Annotated in this window: 19 protein-coding genes and 1 tRNA gene; 6 read left to right on the forward strand and 14 right to left on the reverse strand. The window is 68.8% G+C overall.

The window, feature by feature from the left end:
* Nucleotides 1–1,079 (reverse strand): septal ring lytic transglycosylase RlpA family protein (locus ACT6XY_RS18535; protein WP_444749800.1); only part of this gene is annotated, 1,079 nt, incomplete at its 3' end.
* Nucleotides 1,080–1,357: 278 nt separating this feature from the next.
* Between ACT6XY_RS18535 and ACT6XY_RS18540 the strand changes: the two genes are divergently transcribed.
* Nucleotides 1,358–1,768 carry a hypothetical protein gene (locus ACT6XY_RS18540; protein ID WP_444749801.1) on the forward strand — a complete coding sequence of 137 codons (411 nt, stop codon included), beginning with the start codon at nucleotides 1,358–1,360 and terminating at the stop codon, nucleotides 1,766–1,768.
* Between the two features lie 49 nt (nucleotides 1,769–1,817).
* Here ACT6XY_RS18540 and ACT6XY_RS18545 read toward each other — a convergent pair.
* Nucleotides 1,818–1,907, reverse strand: a tRNA-Ser gene (locus ACT6XY_RS18545).
* Nucleotides 1,908–2,030: 123 nt separating this feature from the next.
* A complete protein-coding gene (locus tag ACT6XY_RS18550) occupies nucleotides 2,031–2,309 on the reverse strand; it encodes a hypothetical protein (RefSeq protein ID WP_444749802.1) in 279 nt (92 codons plus the stop codon).
* A 189-nt stretch (nucleotides 2,310–2,498) separates the two neighbouring features.
* Here ACT6XY_RS18550 and rimO point away from each other — a divergent pair, with 189 nt between their 5' ends.
* Complete coding sequence (gene rimO / locus ACT6XY_RS18555) at nucleotides 2,499–3,842, forward strand: 30S ribosomal protein S12 methylthiotransferase RimO (RefSeq protein ID WP_444749803.1); 1,344 nt, start codon at nucleotides 2,499–2,501, stop codon at nucleotides 3,840–3,842.
* Between the two features lie 267 nt (nucleotides 3,843–4,109).
* Nucleotides 4,110–4,781, forward strand: a complete 672-nt coding sequence (locus tag ACT6XY_RS18560) for a L,D-transpeptidase (protein WP_444749804.1) — start codon at nucleotides 4,110–4,112, stop codon at nucleotides 4,779–4,781.
* A 257-nt stretch (nucleotides 4,782–5,038) separates the two neighbouring features.
* Here ACT6XY_RS18560 and ACT6XY_RS18565 read toward each other — a convergent pair whose 3' ends face one another.
* The 10 genes from ACT6XY_RS18565 to ACT6XY_RS18610 form a co-directional block, all read right to left on the reverse strand.
* Nucleotides 5,039–5,806 carry a hypothetical protein gene (locus ACT6XY_RS18565; RefSeq protein ID WP_444749805.1) on the reverse strand — a complete coding sequence of 256 codons (768 nt, stop codon included), beginning with the start codon at nucleotides 5,804–5,806 and terminating at the stop codon, nucleotides 5,039–5,041.
* Nucleotides 5,807–5,894: 88 nt separating this feature from the next.
* Complete coding sequence (gene lpdA, locus ACT6XY_RS18570) at nucleotides 5,895–7,334, reverse strand: dihydrolipoyl dehydrogenase (RefSeq protein WP_444749806.1); 1,440 nt, start codon at nucleotides 7,332–7,334, stop codon at nucleotides 5,895–5,897.
* A 24-nt stretch (nucleotides 7,335–7,358) separates the two neighbouring features.
* Nucleotides 7,359–7,847: a hypothetical protein gene (locus tag ACT6XY_RS18575; RefSeq protein WP_444749807.1), complete on the reverse strand. Its 489-nt coding sequence runs from the start codon at nucleotides 7,845–7,847 to the stop codon at nucleotides 7,359–7,361.
* A 7-nt stretch (nucleotides 7,848–7,854) separates the two neighbouring features.
* Nucleotides 7,855–9,204: a pyruvate dehydrogenase complex dihydrolipoamide acetyltransferase gene (locus ACT6XY_RS18580; RefSeq protein WP_444749808.1), complete on the reverse strand. Its 1,350-nt coding sequence runs from the start codon at nucleotides 9,202–9,204 to the stop codon at nucleotides 7,855–7,857.
* 13 nt (nucleotides 9,205–9,217) lie between these two features.
* Nucleotides 9,218–9,373, reverse strand: coding sequence for a hypothetical protein (locus ACT6XY_RS18585; RefSeq protein ID WP_444749809.1), 156 nt, complete (start codon nucleotides 9,371–9,373; stop codon nucleotides 9,218–9,220).
* Nucleotides 9,374–9,383: 10 nt separating this feature from the next.
* Nucleotides 9,384–9,677 carry a DUF5076 domain-containing protein gene (locus ACT6XY_RS18590; RefSeq protein WP_444749810.1) on the reverse strand — a complete coding sequence of 98 codons (294 nt, stop codon included), beginning with the start codon at nucleotides 9,675–9,677 and terminating at the stop codon, nucleotides 9,384–9,386.
* Between the two features lie 13 nt (nucleotides 9,678–9,690).
* Nucleotides 9,691–11,100, reverse strand: a complete 1,410-nt coding sequence (locus ACT6XY_RS18595) for a pyruvate dehydrogenase complex E1 component subunit beta (protein WP_444749811.1) — start codon at nucleotides 11,098–11,100, stop codon at nucleotides 9,691–9,693.
* Nucleotides 11,101–11,181: 81 nt separating this feature from the next.
* Nucleotides 11,182–12,288 carry a pyruvate dehydrogenase (acetyl-transferring) E1 component subunit alpha gene (gene pdhA / locus ACT6XY_RS18600; protein WP_444749812.1) on the reverse strand — a complete coding sequence of 369 codons (1,107 nt, stop codon included), beginning with the start codon at nucleotides 12,286–12,288 and terminating at the stop codon, nucleotides 11,182–11,184.
* A gap of 184 nt (nucleotides 12,289–12,472) precedes the next feature.
* The gene (locus ACT6XY_RS18605; protein WP_444749813.1) at nucleotides 12,473–12,802 is read right to left on the reverse strand and encodes an FtsB family cell division protein; all 330 of its coding nucleotides are present in this window, start codon (nucleotides 12,800–12,802) and stop codon (nucleotides 12,473–12,475) included.
* Nucleotides 12,799–13,740, reverse strand: coding sequence for a DMT family transporter (locus tag ACT6XY_RS18610; RefSeq protein WP_444749814.1), 942 nt, complete (start codon nucleotides 13,738–13,740; stop codon nucleotides 12,799–12,801). The genes ACT6XY_RS18605 and ACT6XY_RS18610 overlap by 4 nt, the downstream gene beginning before the upstream one ends.
* 222 nt (nucleotides 13,741–13,962) lie before the next feature.
* On the opposite strand from ACT6XY_RS18610, the gene ACT6XY_RS18615 reads away from it, so the two are divergent.
* Complete coding sequence (locus ACT6XY_RS18615) at nucleotides 13,963–14,640, forward strand: YbjN domain-containing protein (protein WP_444749815.1); 678 nt, start codon at nucleotides 13,963–13,965, stop codon at nucleotides 14,638–14,640.
* A 69-nt stretch (nucleotides 14,641–14,709) separates the two neighbouring features.
* Here ACT6XY_RS18615 and eno read toward each other — a convergent pair whose 3' ends face one another.
* Nucleotides 14,710–15,993 (reverse strand): phosphopyruvate hydratase, encoded by a 1,284-nt coding sequence (gene eno / locus ACT6XY_RS18620; RefSeq protein WP_444749816.1) that lies wholly within the window; start codon nucleotides 15,991–15,993, stop codon nucleotides 14,710–14,712.
* A gap of 205 nt (nucleotides 15,994–16,198) precedes the next feature.
* On the opposite strand from eno, the gene queF reads away from it, so the two are divergent.
* Together queF and ACT6XY_RS18630 are read left to right on the forward strand one after the other, a co-directional pair.
* Nucleotides 16,199–16,645 carry a preQ(1) synthase gene (queF, locus tag ACT6XY_RS18625; protein ID WP_444749817.1) on the forward strand — a complete coding sequence of 149 codons (447 nt, stop codon included), beginning with the start codon at nucleotides 16,199–16,201 and terminating at the stop codon, nucleotides 16,643–16,645.
* A gap of 103 nt (nucleotides 16,646–16,748) precedes the next feature.
* A partial coding sequence (locus ACT6XY_RS18630) for a hypothetical protein (RefSeq protein WP_444749818.1) occupies nucleotides 16,749–17,206 on the forward strand: 458 nt, incomplete at its 3' end.

Raw genomic sequence — 17,206 nt, forward strand, 5'->3', positions numbered from 1 at the left:
GCTGCCTGCGGCGCCGGGGTGGCGACGACGGTCACGCTCGGCGCGGCTGCGACCTGGGAGACCTGGGCGGTGGCGCCGGAGCGGGCGACGGTCGTGGTGGCGACCGGCTCGCGCATGCCGGGACGCTCGGGCGGCAGCGGCGCCGATGCCATGGTGACCGGCGATTCGGATGCGGCCTGGGGCGCGGCGGCCTGGATGACCGGCGCGACGCTGGGCGAGGGGTCGGGCTGGCGCATGTCCGGGCTCCCGGCCGGCTGGGCCTGCGTCTCCTGCCGGAAGAAACCGAAGGTCTGCGCGGGAGCGGGTGCCGGGGCCGCCGCCACCTGAACGGCGGGAGCTGCGGTGCGCGAGGCCGGATCCGGCACGGTCTGGGGTGCCGCCGAGGCGATCATGGTCTCGTTGACCTGCTGCGGGCGCGGCGCCGGACGCCCATCGGTGCGCAGGGTGGCGAGGAGGACGCGGTCGTCGGAGCCTTCCAGCGAGGCCCGGCCGAGATACTCCACCTTGACGCGAGCGAGGCCCTGGCCGCGGAAGTTCAGCATGTTGGAGGCCCGGTGCGACAGGTCGATCACCCGGTTGCCGTGGAACGGCCCGCGATCGTTGACGCGCACCACCAGGGAATGGCCGTTGGACATGTTGGTGACGCGGGCATAGCTCGGCATCGGCATGGTGCGGTGGGCCGCCGAGAGCATGTTCATGTCGTAGACTTCGCCATTGGCTGTCAGGCGGCCATGGAACTGGCGCCCGTACCAGGAGGCGATGCCGGTCTCGGTGTGGCCGTCGCGCTTCTCGAAAGGCGTGTAGACGCGGCCTGCGACCCGGTAGGGCCGGCCGACGCGGTAGACGCCGCCGCCGCGCGGAACGGGACGCCCCTCGGCCACAACGCGCGGGCTGGAGCTGACGCCGTAGCGGGAGTTGAACCGGTCGACGGGACCGTCGCCGGTCGATGCCGTCTGGCTGTTGCAGCCGCCGAGCGCGATGCCGAGGCCGCAAAGGGCGGAACAGGCGAGAAGGCGCTTCAGGGTGGCCTTGCGGACAGCCGTCGGACGCGATCCCTCGCTCGTCGCTGAATGGGTCAAGCCGGTCGCTCCATGCCGCATGCCGCGGGCCTTACAGCCCACATCCCGCCGGTTGTCATAGCCGATGGAGATGAAGGGTGCCAGTGTCGGTGAAAATGAGACGAATTCGTGACGCCTGCCGCATTCTGGCCCGGGGATGGTTGAGGCGGGATTAAGGATGGCATCGGCGCAATGGGCTGTGCCGGGCTTGCCGAGCGGGTCCATGGCATGCGCATTCTCCAGGGGCATGGGCTGCCCGGCCTGGTCGGGACCTGCCCTGCCCGCCCCAGGATCCTCGCATGTTCGGCATCATGGCCCTGCTCGCCCTCATCCTTCCCTGGGTGCTGCTGCCCGCGATGACCGTCCTGATCTGGCGGTTGCGCACGCGCCGTCCGCGCGCCGTGCTGGCTATGGCGGCGGCGATTCTCGCGGCACTGCCGCACCTGCGCGAGCTTCTCTATGCGGTCGGCCTCGGGCTGCCCTATCCGGACGAGGAATCGACGAGGCTGGCTGCGAGCTTTCGCGCGCTGCTTGGCGCAACGGAGGGATATGGCTGGCACCTTCTCGGCCTTGCGGCCCTGTCGGCGGCCTGGCTGTGCTGGCCCTTGCCTGAAAGCCGTGGCACGCGTGTGCTGGCCGCTCTGGTGGTGTTCGGCTTGGCCGGTTCGGCTGCCCTCGTCTGGTCGTTTACCGGGTTGCGGTTCAGCTGACGGCGTTCGCAGCGCGACCGCAGGCCGTTCAGACGCTTCCCGGGGGGCCTGGCGGAGAGGGTGAGATTCGAACTCACGGTGGGCTTGCACCCACGGCGGTTTTCAAGACCGCTGCCTTAAACCACTCGGCCACCTCTCCGGGGCGTTGCCGCCGGTCCTGCTGTCTAGGGCGAGGCGGCCCGCGCCGTCAACGATGGCCGCACGGACGAAAAAGCCCCGCCGCCCGGAGGCGACGGGGCTGGTCTCAGCGAGACGGAGCCGATCAGAACCGGCAGACGCGCTCGCCCCACCGGTTGATCCAGCAGCGGCGCACCGGACGGAACGGGCGCGGGCCGTAGAATCCATAGGGGCGGTAGGGACGATAGGGGCGGAAATGGCGGCGGCGGCCGTAGCCACCGTAGCCCCACTGCATTTCCAGCGGCGCGCCGGCGACCGGAGCGGCCGGAGCGGCGGCGGGGGCCGCCGTGGCGGCGGTCGTGCCGAGAGCGCCGACGGCGACCGCGCCGCCTGCGAGCGTGAGGAAGAACGAACGACGATCCATGTGATACCTCCTTGGGACTTCACTGCCGCGATGCTGCCCCGACGCAGTTGAACGGACAATGAACCGGCCGGGTGGCATTTGGTTCATTCGGTTCATGGTGCGCGGAGAGGTCCGCCCCGACGTCGCGACTTGCTTGTCCCGACCCGCAGTTTCGCCTATTGGCGGGCCTTGTTCCCGCGACGAGCGCCGATGACCGACACCACCACCCTCCCCCCGCCCTCCGACCGGGCCGCGCCGAAGATCTCCTTCGTCTCGCTCGGCTGTCCCAAGGCGCTGGTCGATTCGGAGCGGATCATCACGCGCCTGCGCGCCGAGGGCTACGAGCTGTCGCGCAGCCACCAGGGCGCCGACCTCGTGCTGGTGAACACCTGCGGATTCCTCGATTCGGCCAAGGCCGAGAGCCTCGCCGCCATCGGCGACGCGCTGAAGGAGAACGGCCGCGTCATCGTCACGGGGTGCATGGGCGCCGAGCCCGAGCAGATCCGGGCGGCCCACCCCTCCGTGCTCGCCATCACCGGCCCGCAGCAATACGAAAGCGTGCTGGCCGCCGTGCACGAGGCGGCCCCGCCGAAGCACGATCCCTTCCTCGACCTGGTGCCGCCGCAGGGCATCAAGCTGACCCCGCGCCACTACGCCTACCTGAAGATTTCCGAGGGCTGCAACAACCGCTGCACCTTCTGCATCATCCCCAAGCTGCGCGGCGACCTCGTCTCGCGTCCGCTGGGCGAGGTCATGCGCGAGGCGGAGAAACTCGTCGCCGCCGGGGTGAAGGAGCTTCTCGTCGTCAGCCAGGACACGTCGGCCTATGGCATCGACGTGAAATATGCCGAGAGCCAGTGGCGGGACCGCACCTGGCGGACGAAGTTCCTCGACCTGTCTCAGGCGCTCGGCGAGCTCGGGGTGTGGGTGCGGATGCAATACGTCTACCCCTATCCGCACGTGGACGAGGTCATCCCACTGATGGCCGAGGGCAAGATCCTCCCCTACATCGACATTCCCTTCCAGCACGCCCACCCCGACGTGCTGCGCCGCATGAAGCGCCCGGCTCACCAGGAGAAGACCGTCGAGCGGATCCGCCGCTGGCGCAAGATCTGCCCGGATCTCACCATCCGCTCCACCTTCATCGTCGGCTTTCCCGGCGAGACGGACGAGGAGTTCGACTTCCTGCTCGACTGGCTGGACGAGGTCGGCCTCGACCGGGTCGGCTGCTTCAAGTACGAGCCGGTGGCGGGCGCCACCTCCAACGCGCTCGAGGGCCAGGTGCCGCCCGAGGTGATGGAGCGGCGCTGGCACCGCTTCATGAAGAAGCAGGCGGAGATCTCCGCCCGTCGGCTGAAGCGCAAGGTCGGCACGCGCCAGCAGGTGCTGATCGACGAGGTGGGGCCGACCGTGGTGAAGGCCCGCTCCAAAGGCGACGCGCCGGAAATCGACGGCTCCGTGTTCATCCATACGAAGCGCAAGCTGTCCGTGGGCGAACTCGTCACGGTGAAGATCGACCGCGCCGGCGACTACGACCTGTTCGCGAGCTTGTGATCGCGCGCGGTGACGCGGTGATTGCCAAGGATTAACCGTTTTCAGGCCACGATCCCTCCGCAGGTGGCGTGAAGGCGTGGGTGCCGACGAGCCCGGTGGTGCAGTGCGGCAACAGTGACGCCGTGTTTCTCCCGGCCTCACGGTTTCGTCATGTTTGACGCCCACCGCCGGTGTTACGAGCCGCCCCCTGTTCACGAAGACGTCGCGTCAACAATTCCTCCGCGGGGCGGGGAACCTTGTTCGCGGCGTCAGGTTCTGAGGCTTATGATGACGATCGATCGACGTTTCCTTGTACTTGGCGCCCCGTTCATCCTCGGCGCATGCACCACCCGCCGCGAGGAACTGGTGATCGAGACGCCCCGTTTCGATCCCTATTACGTCGCCATGTACGGCGAGGTTCAGGGTGAGCCCCATCCGGTTCCGGCCATCGACCTGAGCCAGGTGAACGAGCGCTTCTGGCGCCGCGAGGTCGCCTATCGCGGCCGCGAGAATCCCGGCACGATCGTCGTCGATCCCTCCGCCCGCTACGCCTATCTCGTCATGGAGAACGGGCGCGCCATGCGCTACGGCGTCGGCGTCGGCAAGGAGGAGGGCTTCAACCTCACCGGCATCGCCTCCATCGGCCGCAAGGCTGCCTGGCCGCGCTGGACGCCGACCCAGGACATGATCCGCCGCGAGCCGGAGCGCTACGGCCCCGTCGCCGGCGGCCTGCCCGGCGGCCCTGAGAACCCGCTCGGCCCCCGCGCCCTCTACCTCTATCGCGGCAATCGCGACACGCTCTATCGTCTGCATGGCACCACCGAGCCCTGGACGATCGGCACGCAGGTGTCGTCGGGCTGCATCCGCTTCCTGAACCAGGACATCATCGACCTCTACGGTCGCGTGCCCGTGGGCGCGACGGCCATCGTGCTGCCGTCGGGAGAAAGCGTCACCAGCTGACGCGTCACCGCAGACCATCAACTGACGGAAGGCCGGCCTCGCGCCGGCCTTTTTGTTTGTGCGGGTGAACCCGCCCTCCCCCTGACTGCGCGCCCTGCCCTGGCCCCGTACAGCGGACGCCCACAGCTGATCGACCCATGACGAAGAGTGATAGGACCTTATTCCGCGAGGACTACGATCCTATTCACGATGCTGATGAATGGGCGACGGGTCGGTTCCCGGGCACGAAACCCGCGAAATCGCCGTCAGCGAGGACCCTAGCGGGCCATTCCGGCGAGGGCGCGGACGGATGGTCCGGCGACCCCGCCGAAGCCGTGGCCACCCGCGACGATTTCGACGCGTGCGTTTCGGCCGGCCGCGCGGGCGCGCGCCACATAGGCCTCGGCGAGCGCCGGCCGCGTGTTGTCGTCGGACGCGCCCGTCGCCGCGACGATGGCGGTGGAGGGCGGCACGCCGCCGACATAGTCGACCGGGGACAGGGACGAGAAGGCGCGCCTGCCGCCCCGCGACGCGCGCCAGGCCGGCACGTCGCAGGGACAGGACACCAGGACGACGCCGTCGAGGAGGCCGCCGGAATTGCCCGCGATGACACCGAGGGCCCCTGCCCCGGCGGAGTGACCGAGCGCGATCACGCGGCGCGCGCCGTACTTCGCCTTCAGTTCGCGGATGGCGCCGGCGATCGTGCGGATCGATCCGGCATCGAAGGTGTCGCTGCGCCCATTGTCCGAGCCACTGGAGCGGCTACCCGCCCGGTCGTAGTAGCCGGGACGCAGGAGGGCGACCGCCGCCACGTCGCGGCGCCCCGCAGCGAAGGACTGCGCATAGCGGTACATGTAGTCCGCCGGACCGCCGGAGGAGACGTCGCCGTGGACGAAGACGGCCAGGATGCGGGCCTGGCCGGGGCCATAGGTCTGGTAGGCGAGGCCGTTGGCGCAGGTGGGCGCCGAACAGGCCCGGACGAGACCTGTCGTGGCGAGCAGCAACACCACCAGGCCTGCCGCCGCGCGCGCGATCATCGTCAGCATCACGGGACCCCATGCCACGAGGACCGGACGAGACTAGACGCTCGCGCCGGACCGCGTCGCGTCCGGTGCCATCCGGACCCCCAGGCGGTCAGGTGTGGACGACCCGGCCGTAAGCGTCGAGGACGCTCTCGTGCATCATTTCCGACAGGGTCGGGTGCGGGAAGACCGTGTGGATCAGCTCCTCCTCCGTCGTCTCGCAGTTCATGGCGACGACGAAGCCCTGGATCAGCTCGGTGACCTCCGCGCCGACCATGTGGGCGCCGAGGAGCTTGCCGGTCTTGGCGTCGAAGATCGTCTTGACGAGGCCCTCCGGCTCGCCGAGCGCGATGGCCTTGCCGTTGCCCATGAAGGGGAAGCGGCCGACCTTGACCGTGTAACCGGCGTCCTTGGCCTTCGCCTCGGTGAGGCCGACGGAGGCGACCTGGGGATGGCAGTAGGTGCAGCCGGGGATCATCGCCTTGTCCATGGCGTGGGTGTGCAGGCCCTTGATGGTCTCGACGCAGATGACGCCCTCGTGCTCTGCCTTGTGGGCGAGCATGGGGGGGCCTGCGACGTCGCCGATGGCGTAGATGCCGGCGACATTGGTGCGGCCGAGCCCGTCGGTCTTCACCGTGCCGCGGTCCATGGTGACGCCGAGCGCCTCGAGACCGAGACCTTCAACGTTGCCGACGACGCCCACGGCGGAGATCATGCGTTCGGCCGTGATGGTGCGCTTCGCGCCCTTCTCGTCCTCGACGGTCGCCGTGACGGCGTTGGCGCCCTTCTCGACCTTCGTCACCTTGGTGGAGGTGAGGATGGTCATGCCCTGCTTCTCGAAGCGCTTGCGGGCATGGGCGGAGATCTCGGCGTCCTCCACCGGCATGACCTGCGGCAGGACCTCGACCACGGTCACCTCGGCACCCATGGTCCGGTAGAAGGACGCGAATTCGATGCCGATGGCGCCCGAGCCCATGACGATCAGGCTCTTCGGCATGGCCTCGGGCTTCATGGCCTCGAAATAGGTCCAGATCAGCTTGCCGTCGGGCTCGATGCCGGGAAGGACGCGCGGGCGGGCGCCTGTCGCGACGATGATGTGCTTGGCGGCATAGGTGCCGGGCCCGAGCGTGCCCTTCGGCGGCGGCACCTGCGGCTGCACGGCGGGTTTCGACGGCGCCGAGACCACTACCTCGCCTGCCCTGGCGATCTTCGCCTCGCCCCAGATGACGTCAATCTTGTTCTTCTTCATCAGGAAGCCGATGCCGCCGTTGAGCTGGGCGGAGACGCCGCGTGAGCGCTTCACCACCGCGCCCATGTCGACGCTCATCGTGCCGTTCAGCGTCAGGCCATAATCCTTCGCGTGCGTCGCGTAGTGGTAGATCTCGGCCGAGCGCAGCAGCGCCTTGGTGGGGATGCAGCCCCAGTTGAGGCAGATGCCGCCGAGATGTTCGCGCTCGACCACGGCCGTCTTGAATCCGAGCTGTGCCGCGCGGATGGCCGCGACATAGCCGCCGGGGCCGCCGCCGATGACGATGATGTCGTAGCTGGACATGCGTGAGGCCTTTCGTGGGTCGCGTTACAGGAACGACAGGCGCGCCGTCCGGGCGCAGTCCTCGTTCATCTCTCCGAACAGGGTATCGGCCTCGCCATAGGCCCTGTCGAAGGCCTCGCGGGGCTGCTTGTGGGTGTCGCGGGCGATCGCCAGCAGCTTCCAGGAGAGCTGCGTGTAGCGCTCGCGGATGGCGTCGTCGCGGAAGTTGGCGAGGAAGGTGCCGAGCGCGCCGAACCGGAAGACGCCCGCCTCAAGCTCGCGCTGGGCCAGAGGGTCCGCCGCTTCGGCACCGCGGCCCGGAGCGTTCGCCGCCTCATGCATGGCGTAGGTCCGCATCTTGATCTGGAAATAGGCGTCGATGATGTCGCGGCAGGTGCGCAGGTACTCGCCGCGAATGACGTTGCGCTGAACCACGTCGAGGTTTCGCGAATAGTTGTAGCTCTGGAAGAACGACGAGGCCATGGCGAGTGTCGCCACCACGATCGACACCAGGGTCCATCGGGTGCCGCTCATGGCCGGCTCACACCAGCATGCCGATCGGGTTCTCGATATAGCCCTTGAAGGCGGCCATCAGTTCGGCGCCCAGCGCACCGTCCACGGCACGGTGGTCGGTGGACAGCGTCACGCTCATGACGGTCGCCACCGCCGGCGCGTCGTTCTTCACCACCACGCGCTTCTCGCCGGCGCCCACAGCCAGGATCGTCGCGTGAGGCGGGTTGATGACGGCAGCGAAATCCTTGATGCCGAACATGCCGAGGTTGGACACCGCCGAGGAGCCACCCTGGTATTCCTCGGGCTTCAGCTTGCGGTTGCGGGCGCGCGCCGCCAGGTCCTTCATCTCGTTGGAGATGACCGAGACCGGCTTGTGGCAGGCGTCGCGGATCACCGGCGTGATGAGGCCGCCGGGAATGGAGACGGCGACGCCGATGTCGGCATGCTGGTGCTTCAGCATGGCGCCGTCGGTCCAGGTGACGTTGGCGTCCGGCACGGCGCGCAGCGACAGCGCCAGCGCCTTGATGACGAGGTCGTTGACCGAGAGCTTGTAGGCCGGCTTTCCGTCGCGGACAGGGGCGGCCTTGTTGATCTGCTCGCGCAGCGCCAGAAGCGCGTCCAGCTCGCAATCGATCGTCAGATAGAAGTGCGGGATCGTCGTCTTCGCTTCCGTCAGGCGGCGGGCGATGACCTTGCGCATGTTGTCGTGCGGGATCTCCTCATAGGAGCCCGGCGCAAAGAGCTTCTTCACCTGCTCGTCCGACGGGCCGGCGACCGGTGCAGGCTTCGGCGCCGCTGCGGCGGGAGCCGCAGCGGGAGCCGGTGCCGCCTTCGCGGTGCCACCCGTGGCGGCGGCCTTGACGTCGCGCTCGACGATGCGGCCGTGCGGACCGGTGCCGGCCACCTTCGACAGGTCGATCCCCTCGAGCTTGGCGATGCGCTTGGCCAGCGGCGAGGCGAAGAGGCGAATGCCCGACGCGGCCTCCGCGATGCTGGCGGGAACGGGCGAAGCGGTCGCTGCCTTCGCCGGAGCCGGAGCGGGCTCGGCCTTGGGCGCGGGAGCTGCCTCCGCCTTCGGCGCAGGAGCCGCGGCAGGCTTGGCGCCTGCCCCGCCGGCCGCCGCCTTCACGTCCTCGCCCTCGGCGGCGATCACCGCGATGAGCTGGTTCACCGGCACGTCCTGCGAACCCTCGGCGACGATGATCTTCGCAAGGATGCCCTCGTCGACCGCCTCGACCTCCATGGTCGCCTTGTCGGTCTCGATCTCGGCGATGACGTCACCGGCCTTGATGGCGTCGCCTTCCTTCTTCAGCCACTTCGCGAGGTTCCCCTTCTCCATGGTCGGGGACAGCGCGGGCATCAGGATGTCGATGGGCATGGCGGCCTCGGTGTCAGGCGGCGGAAAGGGTGAAGGCAACACGATCGAACCGCGTCATGGCCGGGCTTGTCCCGGCCATCCACGACTTGAACACGTCGCCAAAAATCAATTCGTGGATGCCCGGGCCAGGCCCGGGCATGACGGATAGCGTCTCGCGAACATCGGCCAAGGTCTCCTCCTCAACTGATGGCGGTGGTGGTGCCCGGATCGGTCGGGCTGTCGAGTTCGGCGTCCAGCATGTTGCGGATGCGGTCGAGGGTCAGGTCCTCGGAGGCGCCGGTCTCCATGGCGTGGATGCGGGCGACGTGGCGGGCGATGTCGGCGAGGACCATGCCCCAGGCCTGGGCGTCGTCGAAGGCGCGGCGCACCGAGATGTTCAGGCCTCCCTCAACGATGGCGGCGCGCACGATCTCGACACCGCCCTTTTCAAGGGCCGCCGGAGGAATGGCGAGGGCGTCGAACGGGAGCGTCATCGCCGCCTCGCCCTCACTTGTACGTCACGGCCTTGACGGCCTCGATCACGTCGGCGACCGAGGGCAGCGCGAGCTTTTCAAGGTTTGCCGCATAGGGCATGGGAACGTCCTTGCCGGAGACGCGGGCGGGCGGCGCGTCGAGATAGTCAAAGGCCTGTTCCACCACCCGCGCCGAGATCTCGGCGCCGACGCCCGACTGCTGCCAGCCCTCCTCCACCGTGACGATGCGGCCCGTCTTCATCACCGAGGCGATGATGGTCTCGGTGTCGAGCGGGCGCAGCGACCTGAGGTCGATCACCTCGGCGTCGATGCCGAGCTTCTCCAGCTCCGCCGCCGCCTTGGTGGCGTAGGTCATGCCGATCGACCAGGCGACAATGGTCACGTCCTTGCCGGGGCGGTGGATGCGCGCCTTGCCGATGGGCAGGACGAAATCGTCGAGCTTCGGCACCTCGAAGCTCTGGCCGTAGAGGATTTCGTTCTCGAGGAAGATGACCGGGTTGGGGTCGCGGATCGCCGCCTTGAGCAGGCCCTTGGCGTCGGCCGCCGTATAGGGCGCGACGACCTTCAGGCCGGGAATGTGCGAGTACCAGGCCGAATAGTCCTGGCTGTGCTGGGCGGCGACGCGGGCGGCGGCGCCGTTGGGGCCGCGGAACACGATGGGGCAGCCCATCTGGCCGCCGGACATGTAGAGCGTCTTGGCCGCCGAATTGATGATCTGGTCGATCGCCTGCATGGCGAAGTTGAAGGTCATGAACTCGACGATGGGTTTCAGGCCCGTGAAGGCCGCGCCGACGCCGATGCCGGCGAAGCCGTGCTCGGTGATCGGCGTGTCGATGACGCGGCGGGCGCCGAACTCCTGCAGCAGCCCCTGGGTGATCTTGTAGGCGCCCTGGTACTCGGCGACCTCCTCGCCCATGACGAAGACCGCCTCGTCCTTGCGCATTTCCTCGGCCATGGCGTCGCGCAGGGCCTCGCGGACGGTCATGGTGACCATTTCCGTGCCTTCGGGCACGTCCGGATCGGCGGCGATCGTCGGCTGCGGCGCGGCGGAGGGGGGTGTCGTCACGACGGCGGGGGCGGCGGGCGGAGCCGACTGGTCGGCGCGCATGGCGGCAGCCTCCGGCGTCGGCTCCTGCGGCTTCGCCACGGGGGCCGGGGCGGAGGCCGAGGACGCGTCCTCGCCGTCCTGGGCGAGGACTGCGATGATCTCGTTCACCGCCACGTCCTGGGTGCCTTCGGCGACGAGGATCTTCGCAAGGATCCCCTCGTCGACGGCCTCCACCTCCATGGTCGCCTTGTCGGTCTCGATCTCGGCGATGACGTCGCCGGGCTTGACCTTGTCGCCTTCCTTCTTGGTCCACTTGGCAAGGTTGCCCTTCTCCATCGTGGGCGACAGCGCCGGCATCAGGATGTTGACAGGCATGGACGGATTCCGGTCAGGAGGTCAGGTACGGCGGATGCAACTGCGACGGCGCGGGCGACGAAGAGTGCCCGCGGGCCGGACTCACTTCAGGATGTCGGTCCAGAGCTCGGACGGATCCGGCTCGGGATCGTTGGTGGCGAACTCGGCGCTCTCCGCGACGATGTCGCGCACGCCGGCATCGATCTTCTTCAGCTCGTCCTCGGAGACCTGCCACTGCTTCAGCAGGCGCTCGCGTACCTGTTCGATGGGATCGTGCTCGGTGCGCATCTTCTGCACCTCGTCCTTCGAGCGGTACTTGGCCGGGTCCGACATGGAATGGCCACGGTAGCGATAGGTCTGCATCTCCAGGATGTAGGGCCCCTTGCCCGCCCGGCACCATTCCATGGCGCGCAGGCCCGCGGCATAGGTCTCGCGGATATCCATCCCGTCGACCTGCTCTCCGGGGATGTTGAAGGAGAGGCCGCGGCGCGAGAAGTCCGTCTGCGCCGAGGCGCGGGTCACGGCGGTGCCCATGGCGTAGCGGTTGTTCTCGATGATGTAGATGACCGGCAGCTTCCAGAGCGCGGCCATGTTGAAGCTCTCGTAGACCTGGCCCTGGTTCGCCGCGCCATCGCCGAAATAGGTCAGCGAGACGTTGTCGTTGCCGCGATAGCGGTTGGCGAAGGCGAGGCCGGTGCCGAGCGAGACCTGGGCGCCGACGATGCCGTGGCCGCCGTAGAAGTGCTTCTCGGCGGAGAACATGTGCATGGACCCGCCCTTGCCGCGGGAATAGCCACCGCGCCGCCCGGTGAGCTCGGCCATGACGCCGTTGGCGTTCATTCCGGTGGCGAGCATGTGGCCGTGGTCGCGGTAGCCGGTGATCACCTGGTCGCCGGGCTTGGAGGCCATCTGCATGCCGACCACCACCGCCTCCTGGCCGATGTAGAGGTGGCAGAAGCCGCCGATGAGGCCCATGCCGTACATCTGGCCGGCCTTCTCCTCGAAGCGGCGGATGAGAAGCATCTCGCGATAGGCGGAGATCTCCTGGTCTTTCGTCAGCACCGGCGTCTTCGCGGCCGCCGACTTGGTCGAGGGCGCGCGGCCCGCCGCCTTGGCCGACGCCGGCCGCTGCCCTCTCGCCGGACCGTCCGACGTCTTGCTGGCCGATTTCACATCGGCGGGCGCGGCCTTGGTCCGGGTTGCAGCCATCGGTGTCCCCTGGGCATTGGATGCTCCTCCAACATGTAGCCTCTCACCCGGTTCCTGGGAAGGGCGCGCGCCCCGGCTTTGTGCACCGCACAAACCATTGGCATTGCAGCGCAATCATGGACTTAACCGGATTTTGGTTCAGCGTTCTGCGTCAACCGATATTCGGTTCAGACGACCGGGGGGCTCAGCGGCGACCCAGGATCAGCACGAGGTCCCGCTGATCGACGAAATTCAGGATCTCACGGGCGCGCTCGTCCAGCATGTCGGGATCGATGGCGTCCGACTGCAGGAGCGCGACCCTGCGGGCGACCTCCGTGCGCTCCTTGCGCAGGGTGGCGAGCTGGCCGTTGAGGTCGTCGATCTGGGCGATGAACTGTTGCTTGGCGTGGATGCCACGCTCGCCGTGATAGGCGTGGAAGCCGAAATAGGCGATCAGCGCGGCGGCGGCTGCATAGAGCCCCATCGCCTGGAGAATCCGCTGACGTCTCGTGCGCACGACCATGGGGGCGATCATGCGCGATCGGCGGTTTCGGGAGCGTTAACGCTTGCTGAAGGGCGGGCGCGCCCGGTGCCCGCCGCGGCGGCGACCAGCAGTCCGACGACGATCGCGGCGACGCCGAACCCGGCGAGCGGCGTCGGAATCTCGCCGAGGGCCGGAATGCCGATGAGGGTGCCGAGGACCGGGATCATCGGCGGGAACCGGGCGGCCAGCGCGACGCCGAGGGTGCGCGTGCCGTAGGTCCAGAGCAGCAGGCCGATGGCGATGTTGAGGACGCCCTGGTTGACGCCATGGAAGAGCAGGATGGGCCAGGAGACGGCCGAGAGGCCGGGCTCGAGGAAGGCCACGTAGACCGGCAAAAAGGCGACCGCGGACAGGGTCGAGACGATGGAGGCTCCCACCACCGAGGGCACCTGCCAGCGGCCGCAGAGCCAGGTGAAGATCCCCCAGCCGACCCCGCAGAACACGAAGAGGAGGTCGCCGACCACGGTGAGCGGCCCCTCTCGGCCGGAGGATCCGGCGATGGCGATGGCGGTGAGCCCCGACAGGACGATGGCGAAGCCGATCATGGCGCCGAAGGGCACGCGGGCGCGCATGCCGAGATAGGCGAGCGTCGTCGCCGTGACCGCAACCATGCCGGGCTGGATGGCGGAGGCGTGGGCGGCGGGCGCGTAGTTGAGGCCGATGTTGGAGAGCACCGTCAGCGGCACGCCGCCGGTGAGCGCGAGGGCGAGGCCCTTGCCCCAGCCGAGACCGGCGCAGTCGATGACGCCCGCTCTTACGAAGAACGGGGCCATCACCGCCGCGGCGAAGATGAAGCGCAGCGCCGCCATGTCGTAGGCCGAGAGGCCGGACTGCAGGCCCCAGCGCACCGAGACGAACTGGCCGCCATAGATGGAGACGGCCGCGAACATGGCGAGGAGGGCGAGGCGGCGGGGGGCGATGACGGGCACAGCCCACCCTGTGTCGATCCTCCGCACCGCCGCAATGGTCGCGTGTGCATCGCAACCATGTGTCACGGCCGGCAACGGGCATTGCAGGGTCCCGCCGGGCCGCTTCCCGTCGCGCCCGCGCGGACGCAACATGGGCCCCGCCGAAGCGCCACGGCCCGGAAACGCGGGCCGTACACCCTGAACCCCGCCGCCCGAGGGCCGCCACCCGTGCAGGAGCCGACAATGACCCTTCGCAAGTCCCGCCTCGCTCTCGTGGCGGCCGCCGCCCTCATCGTCGCGTCCGCCGGGGCGCAACCGGCCGCGGCACAGAAGCGCATGCCGCGCTCGGAGACGCAGGAAGGGACGCTCGCGCGCATCCACCCCGCCCAAATGGCATCGGTGCTGCGCGCCCGCGGTCTCGAGGCGGAGGTGATCACCGAGAACAACCGCACGCGCATCCGCACCGAGATCGGCAGCCGCCGCACCACGATCCACTTCTACGCGTGCAACGACGACGGCTGCCAGTCGATCCAGTACCGCACGCTGTTCCGCCGGAACGAGCGGTTCACCCTCGGCTTCGTCAACGCCTGGAACTACGAGAAGCGCTTCGCCAAGACCTATCTCGACCGCGACGGCGACCTGGTGCTGGAATGGGACGTCGATCTCGACGGCGGCGTCACCGTCGGCTTCGTCACCGAATCCGTCGCGACGTTCCAGACCATGCTGACGGCCTTCGACCGGTTCACGCCGCGCGAGGACAGCCCCGCCACGCCTGATCCGGGCAATGCCGGCCGCTCACTGACCCCCGGCGCGCCCGGCGGCGGCCGCTCGACCGCCCCTGGAAGGCCGCCCGGGGCGCCGGGCCCGCAGCCGAGCGGCAAGGGCTCGACGGGGGATGCGCCGGGCGAGCGCCGGATCTGACCCTGCCGAAACGACAACGGCGGGCCGAGGGGCCCGCCGTGTTCATGTCCGAAGTCGGTGGGCCTTCGTTCAGCCCTTGACCTTCAGCGCGCCGCGACCGGCATAGCGCGCCTGCGGGCCGAGCTCCTCCTCGATGCGGATGAGCTGGTTGTACTTGGCGGTCCGATCCGAGCGGGCGAGCGAGCCGGTCTTGATCTGCCCGCAATTGGTCGCGACCGCGAGGTCGGCAATGGTGGAATCCTCGGTCTCGCCGGAGCGGTGCGACATAACGGCGGTGTAGCCGGCATTGTGCGCCATGGAGACTGCCGCCAGGGTTTCGGTCAGCGTGCCGATCTGGTTGACCTTCACCAGGATCGAGTTGCCGAGGCCCTTGTCGATGCCCATGGACAGGCGCTTCGTGTTGGTGACGAAGAGGTCGTCGCCGACGAGCTGGCACTTGCCGCCGACGAGGTCGGTCAGGATCTTCCAGCCCTCGAGGTCGTCCTCCGACATGCCGTCCTCGATGGAGAGGATCGGATAGTCGGCGACGAGCTTGGCGAGGTACTTGGCCTGGGCCTTGGGGTCGCGGGTCTTGCGCTCGCCCTCATAGGCATAGGCGCCGTCCTTGAAGAACTCGGTGGCGGCGCAGTCGAGGGCAATCACGATGTCGTCGCCCGCCTTGTAGCCGGCCTTGTCGATGGCGGTCATGACGAAGTCGAGCGCGGCCTGGGCCGACTTCAGGTTCGGCGCGAAGCCGCCCTCGTCGCCGACATTGGTGTTGTGGCCGTCGGCCTTCAGCGCGGCCTTCAGCGTGTGGAAGACCTCCGAGCCCATGCGCACCGCCTCGGCGAAGGTCCTGGCCCCCACCGGCATGACCATGAACTCCTGGAAGTCGATCGGATTGTCGGCATGGGCGCCGCCGTTGACGATGTTCATCATCGGCACCGGCAGGACGTGGGAGAAGGCGCCGCCGACATACTTGTAGAGCGGCAGGTCGCGGGAGATGGCGGCCGCCTTGGCGGTGGCGAGCGAGACGCCGAGGATGGCGTTGGCGCCCAGTCGCGACTTGTTCTCGGTGCCGTCGAGGGCGATCATGGTCTGGTCGACCTGCACCTGGTTGGTGGCGTCGAGGCCCGAGAGCGCGTCGAACAGCTCGCCGTTGACGGCGTCGATCGCCTTGGTGACGCCCTTGCCGAGATAGCGCTTCGTGTCGCCGTCGCGCAGTTCCACCGCCTCGTGTGCGCCGGTGGAGGCGCCCGAGGGCACGGCGGCACGGCCCTTCGACCCGTCGTCGAGCAGCACGTCCACCTCCACCGTCGGGTTGCCGCGGCTGTCGAGGATTTCGCGGGCGATGATATCGACGATGGCGGTCATGGCGGCCTCTCTGGCAAGCGGCGGTGGGAATGCCGGCCTTCTACAGCATGGCGCGCCGGGTTCAAGCAGGCTCGGCGGGCATGGCTGCCGGGCGCGGCGTGCGGGCGGTTTTCCTTCCGGGCCGGCGATCTGCTACACGCCTGGCCGACGAGGCTCCGCGTCCCGCCCAGGCGGAACCGACCGGGGCCGGAACAGGACGACGACCATGGCCGAACTGATGCTGGGCAAGACCGTCGGAATCCCCGCCTCGCCAGAGGCGGCGGAGCTCGACCGGGTGCCGAACCCTCACCCCGACACGAACTACGTGGCGCGCTTCGTGGCGCCGGAATTCACCTCGCTCTGCCCGGTGACCGGTCAGCCGGACTTCGCCCATCTCGTCATCGACTACGTGCCGGGCGACTGGCTGGTGGAGTCGAAATCGCTGAAGCTCTACCTGACCTCGTTCCGCAACCACGGCGCCTTCCACGAGGATTGCACGGTGGCGGTGGGCAAGCGCCTGCGCGATCTGCTCGGCCCCCGCTGGCTCCGGATCGGCGGCTACTGGTATCCGCGCGGAGGCATCCCGATCGACGTCTTCTGGCAGACCGGCGCGCCGCCGGAGGGCGTCTGGATTCCCGACCAGGGCGTCGCGCCCTACCGCGGCCGTGGCTGATCAGCACGCGAGCGACCGTGACCTCCCGCTAGGGAATTGACTTTTCACGACGATTTTCGGTAGTGGCGAGGCTGACGGTCCCGCGGATCGGTGGACGCGCCCCGTGCGAATCTGCGAAAGCTGGCGCGCCATGCTGAAGGCGAAACGCGACCAGGATGCTCCCGATGTTCCGGTGAAGCTCGACGGGTTGACCGACGAGCCGCCACCGCGCAGCATCGCGCGGCTCATGACCTGGGCCGGCATCACCCTCCTTGCGGTCAGTTCCGCGCTGCTGGCGGCGCGCAGCGAGGCCGGTGGCCAGCGCTTTGCCCGCCTGTGGACGCCCTCCCCGCCGGTCCAGCCACAGACCCGCGCCGAGGCGCCGCGGCCAGCCGCATCCGACCCCCTGCTCGTGTACGAGACCCGCCGCCTCGCCGACCAGATCCGCGTCCTCGCCGCCGACCGGGAGGCCCTTATGGAGCGCCTCGCCACGGTCGAGCGGACGGTGGGCGACGTAACAGCCTCCATCCCCCGCGGCGAGACCGCGGGTGCACCCCGGCCGCCCGTGCGGGTGGTCGCGCC

It is taken from the genome of Phreatobacter sp., assembly GCF_052440005.1.
Taxonomy (GTDB): domain Bacteria; phylum Pseudomonadota; class Alphaproteobacteria; order Rhizobiales; family Phreatobacteraceae; genus Phreatobacter.

Coding starts and splice junctions, on each gene's coding strand:
- ACT6XY_RS18615 (WP_444749815.1), top strand. CDS start 13,963: ATGACCCTTCGCAAGTCCCGCCTCGCTCTCGTGGCGGCCGCCGCCCTC.
- ACT6XY_RS18595 (WP_444749811.1), bottom strand. CDS start 11,100: ATGCCTGTCAACATCCTGATGCCGGCGCTGTCGCCCACGATGGAGAAG.
- ACT6XY_RS18590 (WP_444749810.1), bottom strand. CDS start 9,677: ATGACGCTCCCGTTCGACGCCCTCGCCATTCCTCCGGCGGCCCTTGAA.
- ACT6XY_RS18540 (WP_444749801.1), top strand. CDS start 1,358: ATGTTCGGCATCATGGCCCTGCTCGCCCTCATCCTTCCCTGGGTGCTG.
- ACT6XY_RS18605 (WP_444749813.1), bottom strand. CDS start 12,802: ATGATCGCCCCCATGGTCGTGCGCACGAGACGTCAGCGGATTCTCCAG.
- queF (WP_444749817.1), top strand. CDS start 16,199: ATGGCCGAACTGATGCTGGGCAAGACCGTCGGAATCCCCGCCTCGCCA.
- ACT6XY_RS18575 (WP_444749807.1), bottom strand. CDS start 7,847: ATGAGCGGCACCCGATGGACCCTGGTGTCGATCGTGGTGGCGACACTC.
- eno (WP_444749816.1), bottom strand. CDS start 15,993: ATGACCGCCATCGTCGATATCATCGCCCGCGAAATCCTCGACAGCCGC.
- pdhA (WP_444749812.1), bottom strand. CDS start 12,288: ATGGCTGCAACCCGGACCAAGGCCGCGCCCGCCGATGTGAAATCGGCC.
- rimO (WP_444749803.1), top strand. CDS start 2,499: ATGACCGACACCACCACCCTCCCCCCGCCCTCCGACCGGGCCGCGCCG.
- ACT6XY_RS18565 (WP_444749805.1), bottom strand. CDS start 5,806: ATGCTGACGATGATCGCGCGCGCGGCGGCAGGCCTGGTGGTGTTGCTG.
- ACT6XY_RS18580 (WP_444749808.1), bottom strand. CDS start 9,204: ATGCCCATCGACATCCTGATGCCCGCGCTGTCCCCGACCATGGAGAAG.
- ACT6XY_RS18560 (WP_444749804.1), top strand. CDS start 4,110: ATGACGATCGATCGACGTTTCCTTGTACTTGGCGCCCCGTTCATCCTC.
- lpdA (WP_444749806.1), bottom strand. CDS start 7,334: ATGTCCAGCTACGACATCATCGTCATCGGCGGCGGCCCCGGCGGCTAT.
- ACT6XY_RS18550 (WP_444749802.1), bottom strand. CDS start 2,309: ATGGATCGTCGTTCGTTCTTCCTCACGCTCGCAGGCGGCGCGGTCGCC.